This is a genomic window from Bacillus cereus group sp. MG9, assembly GCF_040459995.1.
Taxonomy (GTDB): domain Bacteria; phylum Bacillota; class Bacilli; order Bacillales; family Bacillaceae_G; genus Bacillus_A; species Bacillus_A mycoides.
Genome location: NZ_JARVHC010000001.1, coordinates 1,407,590 through 1,423,584, shown reverse-complemented (window position 1 = coordinate 1,423,584; position 15,995 = coordinate 1,407,590). Strand labels below are relative to the sequence as shown.

Sequence of the window (15,995 nt, the reverse complement as noted above, 5' to 3'; positions counted from 1 at the left end):
CCTCAAAATAAGAAACCGCATCAACATCTCCAAATAGCTCTTCATAAAATAAATTTTATGACAGTACTACATTTATTCAATGCAGTCCCAATATATGAATAAGATGGTTATTCTTATATTTCGGCAATAGTCCCTTTCAACCTATGATCACAGATTCCATTAAATCTCCCATAGCTTACTCTTTCCTATCGCGGCCTCTACCTTTGAGAGTAGATGAGGTAAGTCTATTTAATTTTCAAACATCTAATTGTTGCTATTAACAATACCAAAGGACCATTTTATTTGTCAAACAATTTTTTATATTGTTTTTTTACAGTTTAATTTTGTATCATTTGGTAAGCGCTTTACTGAAACCTTTGTCACTTCCCATTCGCCCTCTTCGTTATTAAATGTAACCGTTACCTTCTCAAATGGTGGAACAATTTTCCCACCAACCTGTTCATACTTCGTTACTTCAATACTCGCTTGAAATAAATATGTACCACTATACACTTTTTTTAAACTAATAATTTTAGGACATTGATAAGGCTTCAAGCTCCCATATTGTTTTTCAATTGCCTTATTTATTTTTGGAAATAAAACAGAATAAAGGGCATCTTCCATAAGGGGTGCATCATATTGTGCTACCGACACACTCGGTGAAGCAAAAAGTATAACACTACTGCATACTATAAAATATAATAATTTTCGCATTATAACCTCCGTTTTATTACTCGATTCTTTTTGCGCACGATAATTATCATACATAGAAACTCCGTTTTATTGTCTCCCACTGCCCTTTTTCTACTCAATTATTATAAAAAAGCCCACAACTCTCTTTTATTTTCGTATAATGATACTCATAGTATAATAAACATAATAACAAAGGACTGTTCGTATATATAAAATGAGGCGCTAATCAAACCGGCTCACAAGAACCGTCATGCTTTTAGGAGAGGAGTATATTATGCTACAAAATCTGTTTCCAAAACTGCGATTTGCACTAGTTGCAGTCGTTTTATTATGGATAAAAACATATATTGTGTACAAGCTAGCATTTGATATTAGAATTGATAACTTCTTTGAAGAGTTTATGCTTTTTATTAACCCACTAGCTTCGTTGCTTTTATTTTTTGGTTTCGCTTTACTTGCATCTAAGTACCGAAACCGAATTATTATTGTAATTAGTTTTATACTGTCATTTATTTTATTTGGAAATGCAATGTTTTACGGGTTCTATAACGATTTTGTTACTTTCCCTGTTTTATTCCAAACAAATAATATGGCTGACTTAGGGACGAGTATAAAAGAACTCTTTACGTATAAAACATTACTTTTATTTGCAGACGCAATTATTTTAATGTTTATTTCGCGTAAATTCCCATCATTCGGTGATAAAACACCCCTTTCTCGCTCTGAGAAGCGAACTTTCTTTAGCGGCGTAACAGTATTATTAGCACTACAAATTGTTGTTTCAGTTATATATAAACCACAAATGTTCTCACGCTCGTTTGATCGTCAAACTGTCGTGAAAAATTTAGGGTTATACACATATCATCTATTTGATATTACACTTCAATCTAAGTCTTCAGCTGAGCGTGTATTTGCAAGTGGAGACGGGTTCTCTGAAATTAAAAACTATACAGACTCAAAAGATAAACAAGTTGATAAAAACTTATTTGGAGCTGCAAAGGGTAAAAATGTAATTTTAATTTCAATGGAATCTACACAAAGTTTTGTTATTAATAAAAAAATAAATGGAAAAGAGATTACTCCATTTTTAAATGAGTTTATTAAAGATAGTTTTTATTTCGATAACTTCTATCATCAAACGGGACAAGGTAAAACTTCTGATGCTGAATTTATCGTTGAAAATTCCCTTTATCCGTTAGACCGTGGTTCTGTATTCTTTACTCATGCAACAAATGAATACACTGCCACACCAGAACAATTAAAGAAATACGGATATTCTTCTGCTGTCTTCCATTCAAACGATAAAACGTTTTGGAATCGTGACGTAATGTATCCTGCGCTTGGATATGATCGTTACTTTAATTTAAATGATTACGTAGGAACGGAACAAATGTCTGTCGGTTGGGGATTAAAAGATAAAGAGTTCTTTGAGCAATCTATTCCAAAGTTAAAATCTTTACCACAACCGTTCTATACAAAATTTATTACGTTAACAAACCATTTTCCATTTCTTCTAAATCCAGAAGATCAATATGTTGATGAATTTAATTCCGAAAGTGGTGTTTTAAATCGCTACTTCCCAACCGTTCGTTACACGGATGAAGCTCTTAAATTATTTATTAAACAATTGAAAGACGAAGGACTATATAATAATTCCGTTATTGTCATTTATGGTGATCATTACGGCATTTCTGAAAACCATAATGCAGCTATGGCTCAGTTCCTTGGGAAAGACGCTATTACACCGTTTGATTCTATGCAATTACAACGCGTCCCTCTCATTATTCATGTGCCTGGCCAAGAAGGAAAAGTCATCTCTAAAGTATCTGGTCAAATTGATATTAAACCAACGTTACTTCATTTACTTGGTATTAAAACAAATCAATCCGTAGAATTTGGAACAGACTTATTTACGAAAGAAAAAGACCCTCTTATGGTAATGCGGGACGGCAGTTTTGTTTCGGAAGATTATGTTTATACAAAAAATATGTGCTATAAAAGAAGCACAGGTGAAGAAGCTGATTTAACACTATGTCAGCCTTATATTGAAAAAGCAAAAACAGAATTAAAATTATCCGACAAACTCATTTATGGAGATTTATTACGCTTTGATCCTAACAATCGATATAAAACCGGAACGATGACAACGAAATTTGAATAGTGTAGGAAGCAACTTTACAAAAGTTGCTTCCTTTTTTTACTTATTTTTCAAATTTATCTTCTATACAATCTTTCACAAATTGGGAATTTTTTTCGTCTGAGAAAGAAATTTATGGTATGATAAAATAAGTAAACTTTCATACACTAATTAAGAATTTATAACAGAAAGCAAGGGATCAGATTTTGTATAGAGCAGCTATTCCAAACTTATTTACGCTCGGGAATTTATATAGCGGATTTTTGTCAATCGGCTATGCATCTTTAGGATATTATAAATCAGCTGCTATTTTAGTACTGATCGGGATGATGTTAGATAGTCTTGATGGTCGTGTCGCTCGTTTATTACGCGTTGATTCACAAATGGGAAAAGAGCTTGATTCACTCGCGGATGTTGTAACATTTGGCGCAGCACCTGCTGTTTTAATGTATTACACATCTTTTTCCAACTACGGAATCATTGGACTATACATAGCGGGATTATTCCCTCTGTTCGGAGCATATCGCTTAGCACGATTTAATGTAACACCATCTTCTACTTCTATGAAATATTTCACTGGAGTTCCGATTACTGCAGCAGGAGGGCTTGTTGCTTTCTTAACATTATTTTCACATACCATTCCAAAAATCGTTCTCATTACCGTATTCGTAACGTTCGCATTTTTAATGGTGAGCCGTGTTCGTATCCCAAGTTTAAAAGATGTACCAATTCCACGATATAGCATAATTATTACACTATTTTTAGTTGGAATTATTATCACAATGTACCAAACAAGTTTTGGCAACATTTCTGTTTTCTTATTCATTGCCATTCCACTATACATTTTGTATATGTTATCTCAATTTATTAGACAAAGACCTTCTAAAAAAGCGAATAAAGAAAAATAAAAAAACCTTCCGTATTTCGGAAGGTTTTTTTATTTTGTAACTAATACTTTTTGATTTACAGGTGTTACAGGTTCTTCACCATTTAATACAGCTAAAATATTTCTTACTGCCATTTCAGCCATTGCATCACGTGTTTCGAATGTTGCATTTCCTACGTGAGGAGCAAGTACTACATTCTTTAATCCTTTTAGCTCTTCTGTAATTTTCGGTTCAAATTCAAATACGTCAAGAGCTGCACCTTCAATTTCATTCGTTTTTAGTGCATGAGCAAGTGCTGATTCATTCATAATTGGTCCACGTGAAGCATTTATAATATATGCTGTTTTCTTCATCATTTTAAACTGTTCTTCATCAATCATATGATGTAATTTCGGATTATAAGCACAGTTAATTGTAATAAAGTCCGCTGTTTGTAATAATTCTTCCAACGTTACGTATGTCGCTTCCAGTTCACTTTCAGCTTCAGGCTTTCGATTTGGTCCTGTATATAAAACATTCATTCCAAATGCTCTCGCACGCTTTGCAACTGCCTTCCCGATTTCTCCAAGGCCAATAATTCCGATTGTCTTACCGTGTACTTCGCGGCCCAAGAAGAATAACGGTGCCCATCCGTTAAATCCAGTTGTACGACATAACGTATCACCTTCAGGAATTCTACGTGCAGCTGCTAAAAGAAGTGCAAATGTTAATTCTGCTGTCGCTTCAGTTGATACTTTCGGTGTATTCGTTACCGCAATTCCTTTTTCTCCTGCATATGTGTAATCAATATTATCGTAACCAGCACCATAATTTGCGATAATTTTCAAGTTTGGTGCTGCGTCAATAACCTCTTTCGATACCTTCGTAGAAAGTAAGCTTAAAAGTGCATCTTTATCTTTTACACGTTCTGCTAACTCTTCTACACTAATTAATTCTTCTTTATTGTACATTTCTACATCATGATTTTTCAATAATTCTAATCCGATTTCTGGAATTTTCCCTGCTACTAATATTTTCGCCACTACTAACACCTCTTCTATACAAAATATGATATCTCTTATATTTCATTGTAAGAAATCTACATATAAAAACCAAGGAATTTGATTATAGTTTTGAAAATCGACACTTTTCCATAAAAAAAGAGGAGATGCAACTCTCCCCTCTTTTTACGCTTTTTCTTGCGATTCTTTCCCAAGCTTCGCATCGATTGTTCCTTCTGCAACTGTATCGCTAATTTGTTCCTCAATAACTGAGTTAGCAGTATTATTTGTTTCAGAAGTATAGGCTTGATCTGCCGCTTGTACGTTTTGTTTATTTTGTTGTTTCGCCATTTTTCATCCTCCTTTTCATTCTTTCTTATTTTGAACAAAAAGGGTGATTTTCATCAAAAAATCGTGTTTCATTTTGAAATTATTCCTTCTTCTTCAAGCAATCTCATCGTTCTTACTCGTTTCGTAAATGTAGCTATGTGAGAAATATCATGATTGCGTAATGTCTTTATATTCTCTTCCACATACTTTCCTAAATCATTCGGATAATGGGCATCTGAGGATAGAGTAATCGGAACTCCATGCTTAGCTAATACTTGTAAATAAAGCGGACTTGGGCACATTTCGCGCACAGGATATCGATAGTACAATCCCGCATTTATTTCTGTTGCTGTATTTGTTTCCACTAACGCACGAGCAATTTCCTTATAATAAGAAAGCTGTTCATTCTCATCCAATCGATAATTAAATACTTTTATGTTATCGAGGTGAGCTATAATATCAAAAAGCTCGGAACGAACAGCACTTTCAACTGTAGCGAAAAACGTGTGATATAAAGTATGTAACTCATGCGTACCAAAATACTCTTTCGTATCTGGATTATCAAATCCCCATCCATCTATAAAATGGACCGAACCGATTACATAATCAAAGTCTCCTAATGCTAGTAAACCTTTTAACTCTTGTTCACCCCCGATAAAATAATCCGCCTCAATTCCAAGTTTGAGCGTTATCCCTCGTTTACTCCATCGCTCTTTTGCCTCTTCAATCGCCTTTGTAAAATCATAAATAGACGTTACTCTTACTTGATCTAACCATTCTTTTTGCAGGCGACCAAGCTTAGAATCACTAATATCTACATACTTTTCATAATATCCTTTCGCTTCATGAAAACGATATAAATGATCGACAATACCAACTTCTTTTATACCTTTTCGCACAGCTTCTTCTAAATATAAATCAATCCATTTCGCTGTAAATGGACCTTCCTTCACACGTCTTTGCAGGCGTTCTTGTGTTTTCATAAGCCATTCCATAGAATGTTTTTCTTCTTTAAGCGGTTCAAAATATTGTAGCGCATCATTTATTTTAGCTAGCCACCCTATTGAATATGGTCCTTCTTCTAAATGAATATGATAGTCCACTTTCATCCATATTCCCCCTTATAATGTATCTATTTCTCTTCTGTCCCCTACTCGCGAAAGCTTTCCATTTCTTTCTTTCACTTCTTGCATGACATCTTCTAATGGAATATTTTTTTCGGCTAATAGAACAAAACAGTGATAGAACACATCAACCATTTCTTTTACTATTTCTTCTTTATCATTATTTTTAGACGCAATAATTACTTCGGTGCACTCCTCACCAATTTTCTTTAAAATTTTATCTTCACCTTTTGAAAATAAATAATTCGTATATGATTCAGAGAGTGGATTTTTCTTTCGTTCTTCAATTGTTTCAAATAATAACTTAAGGATATCTTCCATATGTATCCCCCTATATAATTTTGTAGTGAAAACACGTTTTTTCTCCCGTATGGCAAGCAGGCCCTACTTGCTTTACGACAACAACGATTGCATCTTGATCACAGTCTAAATAAAGTGATTGCACATATTGGACATTTCCCGATGTACCTCCTTTATTCCATAACGATTGTCTCGAACGGGAATAAAACCATGTTCTTTTCGTTTCCAGCGTCTTGTCATACGCTTCTTCATTCATATAAGCTAACATTAAAACTTCTTTCGTATCTTCCTCGATAACAACAGCTGGTATCAATCCTTTTGCAAAATTAGGTTTCATAACCGCACCTCAACGTTTGCTTCTCTTAATTTTCTCTTTACATCTTGTACAGTCGCTTCACCATAATGAAAGATTGATGCCGCTAATGCTGCATCAACTGTTGTCTTTTGAAATACTTCTATAATGTGATCCACATGACCACATCCACCTGATGCGATTACTGGAACAGAAACGCTGTTTGAAATTGCTCCTGTTAAACGAAGATCATATCCGTTTTTCGTTCCATCTGCATCCATACTCGTCAACAAAATTTCTCCTGCCCCGAGCTTAACAACGCGCTTCGCCCATTCGATTGCATCCATTCCCGTATTAAGTCTTCCGCCATTTACGTATACATTCCATTTATCTTCTGCTACTTTTCTAGCATCAATTGCTACGACAATACATTGTGAGCCAAAATGTTCCGCACCTTCCTGGATTAACTTCGGATTTCTCACTGCCGCTGAGTTTATTGAAACTTTATCTGCTCCAGCTCTTAGTAAATTGTACATATCTTTAACACTTGAAATCCCCCCGCCAACTGTAAGAGGAATAAACACCTTTGAGGCTGTTTGTTCTACAACATCTATAATCGTTTTTCGCCCTTCATGCGTCGCAGTAATGTCTAAAAATACGATTTCATCTGCTCCCGCATCATTATATAATGCGGCTATTTCAACAGGATTACCGACGTCTTGTAACCCTATAAAATTCACACCCTTTACTACCCGCCCTTCTTTCACATCTAGACATGGAATAATTCGTTTTGCTAACATAGTTTTGTTACCTGTAACACTTTTTCTAAATCAATCGTTTTCTCGTAAAGTGCCTTCCCAATAATGACGCCATATATGTTCATATCATTTAATCTTTTCACATCTTGAATAGATGCGACACCTCCAGATGCAATCACACGAATACCCACGCTTTTTTGCAGTAACTCTAATTGCTCAAAATTTGGTCCTGCAAGTGTCCCATCTTTTGAAATGTCCGTAAACACAATCGTTTGAACACCTACACTTTCCATTTGCTTCGCTAAATCGATGTACGAAATTTCAGACACATCTAACCAGCCCCTCGTTGCTACGAAACCTTTTTTCGCATCAATTCCAACTATGATTTGCTCCTTATATAGACGAACCGCTTCTTCTAAAAATGATTTATCGTAAAGGGCAGCCGTTCCTAATATCACTTTTTCTACACCTACTGACAACAACTTCTCCACTGCCGCGAGTGACCGAACTCCTCCTCCAATTTGCACCGGAATACGTACCGCCTTGCATATTTTTTCAATGACAGGTAAATTTACTGACTCCCCAACAATTGCTCCATCTAAATCAACAACGTGTAGTATTTTCGCTCCAAGTTTTTCAAATATGATTGCTTGTGCGACTGGATCTTCATTCATCACCGTTTCTTTACTAAACTCTCCTTGATAAAGCCTGACGCATCGTCCTTCTTTTACATCGATAGCTGGGAAGATTTCCATGCTTCTACCACCCCTTTGAAATTTTTCAACATTCGCATCCCAATTTCCCCACTTTTTTCAGGATGAAACTGTGCGCCAAATATATTTCCTTTTGCTACAAAACCAGGTACTTTCACACCATATTCACTTGCCCCATACACAATTTCATTCGGACAATCTGCATAATAAGAGTGGACATAATATACGAAAGAACCGTCCTCTACTCCATTCCAAAGCGATATTTCTCCTTCTTTTTTTAATTCATTCCACCCCATATGTGGAATTTTATAAGGAACTTTTAACTTTCGAATAACACCTGGCAATAAATTTAATCCGTTACAATTTTGTAGTTCCTCACTTTTCTCAAATAAAAGCTGCATTCCTAAGCAAATACCCAGAAGCGGTTTTCCTAAGCTCCCAACTTCTTTTAGCACACATACTAAATCTTTTTCTTCTAAAACGCCCATCGCTTTCGGAAATGTGCCTACTCCTGGTAAAATAACTCCATCACTTCTCAATATTTCTTTTTTATCATCCGTTATGATGTACTCTGTTCCAATATATTTTAATGCTTGTTCCACACTACGAATATTTCCCATTCCATAATCTATAATTGCAATCAATTACAACATCCCTTTCGTTGAATTTACACCATTAATATTGGCATTTTTATCGACTGCCTCTCTAAGCGCTCGACCGAACGCTTTAAATAAAGCTTCAATTTTGTGATGTGTATTGCTTCCGTATAAAATGCGAGCATGTAACGTAATATTTGCAGCATGAGCAACTGCTCTAAAAAATTCTTCCGTTAATTCTGTGTCAAAATCCCCTAGCTTCGGATTTGTTAATTCACCTTGAAATACAATATATGAGCGCCCGCTTATATCAATCGCGACAAATCCTAAAGATTCATCCATCGGTACATACGCTGAGCCGTAACGGTTAATCCCCTCTTTATTTTGCAATGATTCTTTCAAGCAAGTTCCGAGTACAATTCCAACATCTTCAACCGTATGATGAGCATCAACGAATACATCACCTTCAGCTTCAATTTGCAAACCAAATCTTCCGTGTCTAGCAAATAAAGTTAGCATATGATCAAAAAATCCAACTCCCGTTTGCACAGAAACATTCGTACTTTCATCAAGTTGCAAACTTAATTTAATTTTTGTTTCCGTCGTCTCACGTACTTGACTAGACTCGCGCATTATTCTTCCTCCTTAAACCTAATTTGGATTGCTCTTGCATGTGCATGTAAACCTTCTTTATTTGCAAGTTCTACAATATGATGCTGTACACTTCTTAACGCTTCTTCCGTATACGAAACGAAGCTTGATTTTTTTACGAAATCATCGACGGATAACGGAGAAAAAAATCTTGCCGTTCCACTTGTCGGTAATACGTGATTCGGCCCCGCCAAATAATCTCCGAGCGGTTCAGGTGCATATGGGCCAAGAAAAATTGATCCAGCATGCTTTACATAAGCTAGAGCATTCATTGGCTCTTTTATGTGTAACTCTAAATGTTCTGGAGCGATTTCATTTGATAAATGAAACGCCTCTTCTAAAGAAGGGACAATAAAAATTGCTCCATTTCTTTTTATGGATTCACGAGCGATTTCACTTCTAGGCAACGTCTCTAGCTGCCTTTCTATTTCTCTTTCTACTTCTTTAGCAAGCTTTATATTTGTTGTAATACAAATAGCTGTTGCCCTCTCGTCATGTTCTGCCTGTGATAATAAATCAGCAGCAATATATTCGGCATTTCCTGTTTCATCTGCGATAACTACAATTTCTGATGGTCCAGCAATCATATCGATATTGACTATCCCATATACTTCTCTCTTCGCTAGCGCGACATATAAATTCCCTGGCCCAACTATTTTATCTACTTTAGGAATCGATTCCGTTCCATATGCTAGAGCAGCAATTACTTGAGCACCACCGGCCATATATATTTCATCTACACCTGCAAGACTTGCAGCAGCTAAAATATGCGGATCAATTCCTCCTTGCTTCGGCGGTGTTACCATTACAATTTTTTTCACTCCTGCGAGTTTTGCTGGCAATACATTCATTAATACTGATGAAGGATACGAAGCAGTCCCGCCCGGCACATATACACCTACATTTTCTAACGGACGAATAAGCTGCCCTCTAATTACCCCTTCACTCACGCAATCAAACATAGATTGTCTTTTTTGCTTTTCGTGATACGAGATAATATTTTTCTTCGCCTCTTTTAACGCTTCTAAAAAAGCTTGTTCTACAAACTTACTTGCTTGTTTTATTTCTTCCTCACTTACACGAAAATCTTTTGTCTCTACACCATCAAACTTTTTTGTATAGAACGATAAAGCCTCATCTTTACTCTTCCTTACGTTTTGAACAATTTCACTTACACTTCTTTGAACAGTTTCTTCTATTATATTAGCGCTTTCTCGTAGCGATTTTATTTTCGATAAAGCCTCTTGGAAATCTTCAAAAACTATCTCCATTTAAAGTCCCCCTATTTCCCTGACAAAATTTCTTGTTCCATCATATTTATAATACAGAATATTTCGTCTTTTTTAGTTTTCAATGCAGCCTTATTCACAATCATTCGAGCTGATATAGAGCACATTTCCTCAAATACAATTAACCCGTTTTCTTGTAATGTTTTTCCTGTTTCAACAATATCAACAATGGCATCTGCCAAACCTAGAAGTGGAGCAATCTCTACAGATCCTTCTATTTTAATAATTTCTACATCCTCCCCTTTATCATGAAAATATGTAGAAGTAATGTGCGGATATTTCGTAGCAATTCGTTTTTTTCGATAACTCTTCGGATTATACGTAGGAATAGAAGCGACACAAAATTTACACACGCCCACTCCTAAATCGACCATCTCATATATATCTTTCTCAAATTCCATTAATATATCTTTTCCAACGACTCCAATATCAGCTACGCCATGTTCTACATAAGTAGCAACATCTACCGCTTTCACTAAAATAAATGAAATGTTTGTGTTTTTACTTTTAAACACAAGTTTTCTTCCTTTATCTTTGAGCTCTGAACAATCAATTCCAATTTTTTCAAACAGTGGAATAACATGCTTTTCTAATCTTCCTTTCGTTAACGCAATTTGAATGTTACGCATGAAGCCTCCCCTTCTTTCTGGATGATCCATTTCTCTCTCCATACATATTCCACTAGTGACTCACTCTTCGCCTCAACGACTGTCATTATTTTATTCTTGTTTGCAAATTGAAAAGTATCGTTTAAATTAGAGAATAAAGATAACTGGGCATTCTTCCCGTCCTTTTGCAGTAAATTTCGTAACCTTTCCGCTTCTGCTAATCTATTTAACTCATAATGAATCATAATATCTATTCTCTTTCGTTTATATGGTTCTTGCTGCTCTTGAAGTGCCTTAACTATTTGATTTACTTGCACCGCGAGCCCAACCGCTGGCATCATCTCTCCAAAATTTCCAATTAACTCATCATATCTTCCGCCACTAACAATCTCTTCTCCAATTTCATATATATACCCTTTGAAAATAACACCCGTATAATAATCCAAATGTTGAACCATACCTAAATCAATTGATATGTAAGAGCCATATCCTAACTGTTCAATTGTTTCATATATTTCTTTCACTCTCGCAATGGCCATTTTCATTTCATTACTTGAGGCGAGTTTTTCTGCTTCCTCAACAACATCTAAACTCCCGAATAACCTTGGTAGTTTCTCAAGTAACCTTACTGTTTCATCACACCGATTTAATTTCTTTTCTTCTATAAAGTGTGAGAGTGCGGCATAATTTTTACTTTCAATATACGTTCTAAGTAACTTCTCTTCTTCATCATTAATGGGGAGCTTTTTTACGATACATTTATATAACTGCACTTGCCCAATCTCAATTGTGAAAGATTGCACCTTTAATTTTTGAAGTGCTTGAATTACGCTTATCACACATTCAATTTCAGCCCTTACATTTTCAATCCCGATAATTTCAATACCACTTTGCACTATTTCATTATATTTCCCAGTAAGGGACTCATTCGCCCGAAATACATTCCCGCTATAAGTTACTTTAAGAGGAATATCTCCTCTCTGTGTTCCAATTACTCTTGCTAAAGGAATTGTCATATCTGGGCGTAAAACGATAATCCGTCCTTTTTCATCGAAAAATTTATACATCTTTTCTTCATCTATCGGCCTGTTTTGAAATGCAAAAACATCATAAAATTCAATTGTAGGTGTCCTTATTTCTTCATAACCTCTCTCTAAAAAGGTCCGTCTTAATTTTTGTTCCACTTCTTCAATTAACGTACATTCTTCGAATAAGTAATCTCTCGTTCCATTCGGATTTGCCCGTTTCCACTTTGTCATCTGAATTCACACACCCTTCCCTCTTTAATTTATGCCATTCCATCCACCCAAACCGAAAATAAAAAGAGCCTTGTAGACAAAATACCTACAAGGCTCTTTAGTAGAGTGTAGGTACAACGGGAATAACCCTTGTGCCTACACGTTTTCACGTTAGGTTCAAGGGTTTCATGTATGATGATGTAGTTTTGTAAGCATTTTAATAGATTGCACGATATTCATAATACTTACTCCCTTTCTCCTCTGATTTTTTACATATTATATAACAGTTAATTCTGAATGTAAATACATTTCGAATATTCTACTTTTAGTTAATGTGAAGCTACTTTTCTTTCATACTCTTCAATTTCTTGTTCATATTGCATTGTAATGCTGATTTCATCTAGACCATTTAATAATTTTTCTTTCCACATTTTCTCGATTGTAAAATGAAACCTGTGCGTATTCGTAATAATTACTTCATTCTCTAAATCAACTTCCATTTGATCTCTCGCATTCGTTTTGGCAAGTTGTTCACGCATCTCTTTATCCATTACAATCGGTAACATACCATTCTTCATACAATTCATATAAAAAATATCTGCAAATCCTCCGGCGATAATAACGCGGAAACCATAATCCGCAAGCGCCCATGGAGCATGTTCTCTTGAAGAACCACATCCAAAATTATCACCTGTAATTAATATACTTGCTCCTTTTCGTTCTTGTGCATTAAGGGGGAAATTAGGATTTTCATGGCGCTCATTATCGTAACGCCACTCATCAAATAAATATTTTCCAAATCCCGTCCTTTCAATTCTCTTCAAATATTGCTTCGGAATAATTTGATCTGTATCAATGTTATCATTCATAAGTACTGCGGCAGTACCTTTATGAATATGAAATGGTTCCATCGTAACTCTCCTTTCTAATATCAACAAAATGACCATATAACGCAGCTGCTGCAGCCATAGCTGGACTTACTAAATGTGTTCGTGCTCCTTTCCCTTGCCTTCCTTCAAAATTACGATTTGAAGTAGAAGCACAATGTTCTCCTTCAGGTACTTGATCTGGATTCATCCCAAGACACATTGAACATCCAGGCTCTCTCCATTCAAATCCCGCTTCTTCAAATATGCGATGTAAGCCTTTTTGCATCGCCCGCTCTCTCACACTTTTTGATCCTGGTACAACGAGTGCTCGCACACCTTCTTTTACCTTTTTCCCTTTTACAACAGATGCAGCAATTTCTAAGTCAGATAAACGTGAATTTGTACAAGAACCAATGAAGACATGCTTAACAGGAATTTCAAACGTACTTTGCCCAGGGCTCAATCCCATATATGAAAATGCTCTTTCATCATTTTCGTTATGCTTCTCTGGTAATTTTTCATCAATAGGAACACCCATACTAGGATTTGTTCCCCAAGTGACATACGGTGCTAAATCCGTAACATCTACCGAAATATGTAAATCATAAATTGCATCTGAATCTGTATAAAGCTCCGACCATTTTCCCGTAAACGTTTCATAGTCTTTCGGTGCATATTCACGCCCTTTTACATAAGAAAATGTTTTCTCATCTGGTGCAATGATGCCAGCTTTCGCTCCCCCTTCAATTGCCATATTGCAAAGTGTCATTCTCTCTTCCATACCCATATCACGAATCGTCTCTCCGTAGAATTCCATTACATGCCCCGTTCCAACCGCTACACCGTACTTTGAGAGAAGATGCAAAATAATATCCTTTGCATAAACGCCTTTCGGTAACTTTCCTTTTAATTCAATCCCCATCGCTTTCGGTTTTCGTTGCCACAACGTTTGAGTTGCTAATACATGTTCTACTTCACTCGTACCAATACCAAACGCTAAAGCACCGAAAGCACCGTGGGTTGCTGTATGGCTATCACCGCATACAATCGTTTTCCCCGGTTGTGTGAGCCCAAGTTCTGGTCCTATAACGTGAACGATTCCTTGCTCTTCATCACCAATATCGGCTAATCGCACCTTAAATTGTTTACAATTGTCACGAAGTGTATCCAATTGCTGCTTCGCAATGCGATCGGTAATATTCCAAACATCTTTCGTTGGAATATTATGATCCATCGTTGCAAACGTTAATTCCGGTCTCCGAACAGTTCGATTTGCAAGCCGCAAGCCTTCAAAGGCTTGCGGTGACGTTACTTCATGAACGAGATGAAGATCGATATATAATAAATCCAATCCATTTTCATTCGTTACAACTACATGTCTTTCCCAAAGCTTATCTAGTAACCTTTTCCCCATTATCTTCCTCTCCCTACTAGTGCCTGCTCTTCCATTTCTTGAATAACTGCCCTCGTAAATGAAGTTGTCGTCTCATTCCCCCCAATATCAGCTGTACATTTCCCAGATTGAAGAACTGCAGAAATTGCCTCTTCAATCGCATACCCTTCTCTCGTTAATCCAAATGATTGCCCAAGCATCATCGCTACTGAACGCATCATCGCAATTGGATTCGCTTTATTTTTACCTGCAATATCTGGCGCTGATCCGTGAATAGGCTCATATAAAGACGGCCCGTTTTCCGCATGGCTCGCTGATGGAAGCATTCCTAATGACCCTGCTAATACAGAAGCCTCGTCGCTCAAAATATCACCAAATAAATTTTCTGTTACGATAACGTCAAATCTCCTTGGGTTTCGAATTAACTCCATAGCAGCTGCATCTACTAAAATGTGCTCTAATTCAACATTAGGATAACGAAGAGCTACTTCTTCCGTAACAGCTCTCCACAATTTACTAGATTCTAAAACATTCGCTTTATCAATAGAGGTTACTTTTTTCTCTCTCTTACTCGCTAATTGAAAAGCATACGACACGATACGTTCAATTTCATGACGATGGTACGTAAGTGTATCAGTTGCCGATTCTTCCGTTCTTTCTTTCGGATAAGAGAAATAAATACCGCCTGTTAGTTCACGAACGACAACGAAGTCAATTTCATCTGCGTTTTTTAATGGCGATAAATGTGCAGTTGCGCTTTCTACTGTTACAGGACGAACGTTCGCAAATACACCAAGTCCTTTTCTTAAAGCTAATAATCCTTTCTCTGGCCTTTCTTTCGCATCATCCCACCGCGGTCCACCAACCGCTCCAAGTAAAACCGCATCACTCGCTAAACAAGCGGCAAGTGTTCGCTGTGGTAATGGTTGCCCATTTAAATCGATAGCCGCTCCGCCAAAGTACTCATCTTGTAAATGAAAGTGATGTCCATATAGCCTCTCTACCATATGCAATACTTCCTTCGCGCTTTCCATAATTTCCGGACCAACACCATCACCCGCTAAACAAACGATACGTTTTTCCAATTAAAACACTCCTTTTTGTCTGAATTTTCAGAAATATACTTTGATAAGTAAGGGACGATCCCCTCACTTATCA

General features: G+C 36.4%; 18 protein-coding genes and 1 riboswitch. Of the genes, 2 read left to right on the top strand and 16 right to left on the bottom strand.

Features of this window, described 5'->3' with window-relative positions:
* Positions 1 to 26: 26 nt before the first annotated feature.
* Positions 27 to 208: riboswitch (Lysine riboswitch) on the bottom strand.
* Between the two features lie 89 nt (positions 209 to 297).
* Positions 298 to 693, bottom strand: a complete 396-nt coding sequence (locus tag QCI77_RS07310) for a DUF3888 domain-containing protein (protein ID WP_176280957.1) — start codon at positions 691 to 693, stop codon at positions 298 to 300.
* A gap of 253 nt (positions 694 to 946) precedes the next feature.
* Here QCI77_RS07310 and QCI77_RS07305 point away from each other — a divergent pair, with 253 nt between their 5' ends.
* Both QCI77_RS07305 and pssA read left to right on the top strand, forming a co-directional pair.
* Complete coding sequence (locus tag QCI77_RS07305) at positions 947 to 2,833, top strand: LTA synthase family protein (RefSeq protein WP_353824707.1); 1,887 nt, start codon at positions 947 to 949, stop codon at positions 2,831 to 2,833.
* Positions 2,834 to 3,015: 182 nt separating this feature from the next.
* Entirely contained in the window at positions 3,016 to 3,717 is a 702-nt protein-coding gene (gene pssA / locus QCI77_RS07300; RefSeq protein ID WP_002011698.1) for a CDP-diacylglycerol--serine O-phosphatidyltransferase, read from the top strand.
* Positions 3,718 to 3,746: 29 nt separating this feature from the next.
* Here the strand turns inward: pssA and QCI77_RS07295 are convergent, their stop codons facing one another.
* From QCI77_RS07295 to leuB, 15 genes are all read right to left on the bottom strand, one after another.
* A complete protein-coding gene (locus QCI77_RS07295) occupies positions 3,747 to 4,727 on the bottom strand; it encodes a 2-hydroxyacid dehydrogenase family protein (protein ID WP_002011699.1) in 981 nt (326 codons plus the stop codon).
* A 135-nt stretch (positions 4,728 to 4,862) separates the two neighbouring features.
* A complete protein-coding gene (locus QCI77_RS07290) occupies positions 4,863 to 5,027 on the bottom strand; it encodes a YozQ family protein (RefSeq protein ID WP_002030670.1) in 165 nt (54 codons plus the stop codon).
* A 68-nt stretch (positions 5,028 to 5,095) separates the two neighbouring features.
* A complete protein-coding gene (locus tag QCI77_RS07285; RefSeq protein ID WP_002030669.1) occupies positions 5,096 to 6,115 on the bottom strand; it encodes a histidinol phosphate phosphatase domain-containing protein in 1,020 nt (339 codons plus the stop codon).
* 12 nt (positions 6,116 to 6,127) lie between these two features.
* A complete protein-coding gene (hisE, locus tag QCI77_RS07280; RefSeq protein WP_002011702.1) occupies positions 6,128 to 6,451 on the bottom strand; it encodes a phosphoribosyl-ATP diphosphatase in 324 nt (107 codons plus the stop codon).
* 10 nt (positions 6,452 to 6,461) lie between these two features.
* The gene (gene hisI / locus QCI77_RS07275) at positions 6,462 to 6,767 is read right to left on the bottom strand and encodes a phosphoribosyl-AMP cyclohydrolase (RefSeq protein WP_002086731.1); all 306 of its coding nucleotides are present in this window, start codon (positions 6,765 to 6,767) and stop codon (positions 6,462 to 6,464) included.
* Positions 6,764 to 7,522: an imidazole glycerol phosphate synthase subunit HisF gene (gene hisF / locus QCI77_RS07270; protein ID WP_044437955.1), complete on the bottom strand. Its 759-nt coding sequence runs from the start codon at positions 7,520 to 7,522 to the stop codon at positions 6,764 to 6,766. Before hisF ends, hisI begins: the two co-directional genes overlap by 4 nt.
* On the bottom strand, positions 7,516 to 8,235 hold the full coding sequence (hisA, locus tag QCI77_RS07265) for a 1-(5-phosphoribosyl)-5-[(5-phosphoribosylamino)methylideneamino]imidazole-4-carboxamide isomerase (RefSeq protein WP_044437953.1): 720 nt from the start codon (positions 8,233 to 8,235) through the stop codon (positions 7,516 to 7,518). Before hisA ends, hisF begins: the two co-directional genes overlap by 7 nt.
* Positions 8,208 to 8,837, bottom strand: coding sequence for an imidazole glycerol phosphate synthase subunit HisH (gene hisH, locus QCI77_RS07260; RefSeq protein ID WP_002168816.1), 630 nt, complete (start codon positions 8,835 to 8,837; stop codon positions 8,208 to 8,210). Before hisH ends, hisA begins: the two co-directional genes overlap by 28 nt.
* Complete coding sequence (hisB, locus tag QCI77_RS07255) at positions 8,838 to 9,422, bottom strand: imidazoleglycerol-phosphate dehydratase HisB (protein ID WP_002030662.1); 585 nt, start codon at positions 9,420 to 9,422, stop codon at positions 8,838 to 8,840.
* On the bottom strand, positions 9,422 to 10,711 hold the full coding sequence (gene hisD / locus QCI77_RS07250; RefSeq protein ID WP_061675104.1) for a histidinol dehydrogenase: 1,290 nt from the start codon (positions 10,709 to 10,711) through the stop codon (positions 9,422 to 9,424). Before hisD ends, hisB begins: the two co-directional genes overlap by 1 nt.
* Positions 10,712 to 10,722: 11 nt before the next feature.
* Positions 10,723 to 11,358 carry an ATP phosphoribosyltransferase gene (hisG, locus tag QCI77_RS07245; protein WP_033708301.1) on the bottom strand — a complete coding sequence of 212 codons (636 nt, stop codon included), beginning with the start codon at positions 11,356 to 11,358 and terminating at the stop codon, positions 10,723 to 10,725.
* On the bottom strand, positions 11,334 to 12,596 hold the full coding sequence (locus QCI77_RS07240) for an ATP phosphoribosyltransferase regulatory subunit (RefSeq protein ID WP_002140970.1): 1,263 nt from the start codon (positions 12,594 to 12,596) through the stop codon (positions 11,334 to 11,336). Before QCI77_RS07240 ends, hisG begins: the two co-directional genes overlap by 25 nt.
* A gap of 308 nt (positions 12,597 to 12,904) precedes the next feature.
* Positions 12,905 to 13,486 carry a 3-isopropylmalate dehydratase small subunit gene (gene leuD / locus QCI77_RS07235; RefSeq protein WP_002126281.1) on the bottom strand — a complete coding sequence of 194 codons (582 nt, stop codon included), beginning with the start codon at positions 13,484 to 13,486 and terminating at the stop codon, positions 12,905 to 12,907.
* Complete coding sequence (gene leuC, locus QCI77_RS07230) at positions 13,464 to 14,858, bottom strand: 3-isopropylmalate dehydratase large subunit (RefSeq protein ID WP_002011716.1); 1,395 nt, start codon at positions 14,856 to 14,858, stop codon at positions 13,464 to 13,466. Before leuC ends, leuD begins: the two co-directional genes overlap by 23 nt.
* On the bottom strand, positions 14,858 to 15,922 hold the full coding sequence (gene leuB / locus QCI77_RS07225) for a 3-isopropylmalate dehydrogenase (protein ID WP_002011718.1): 1,065 nt from the start codon (positions 15,920 to 15,922) through the stop codon (positions 14,858 to 14,860). The genes leuC and leuB overlap by 1 nt, the downstream gene beginning before the upstream one ends.
* Positions 15,923 to 15,995: the final 73 nt, after the last annotated feature.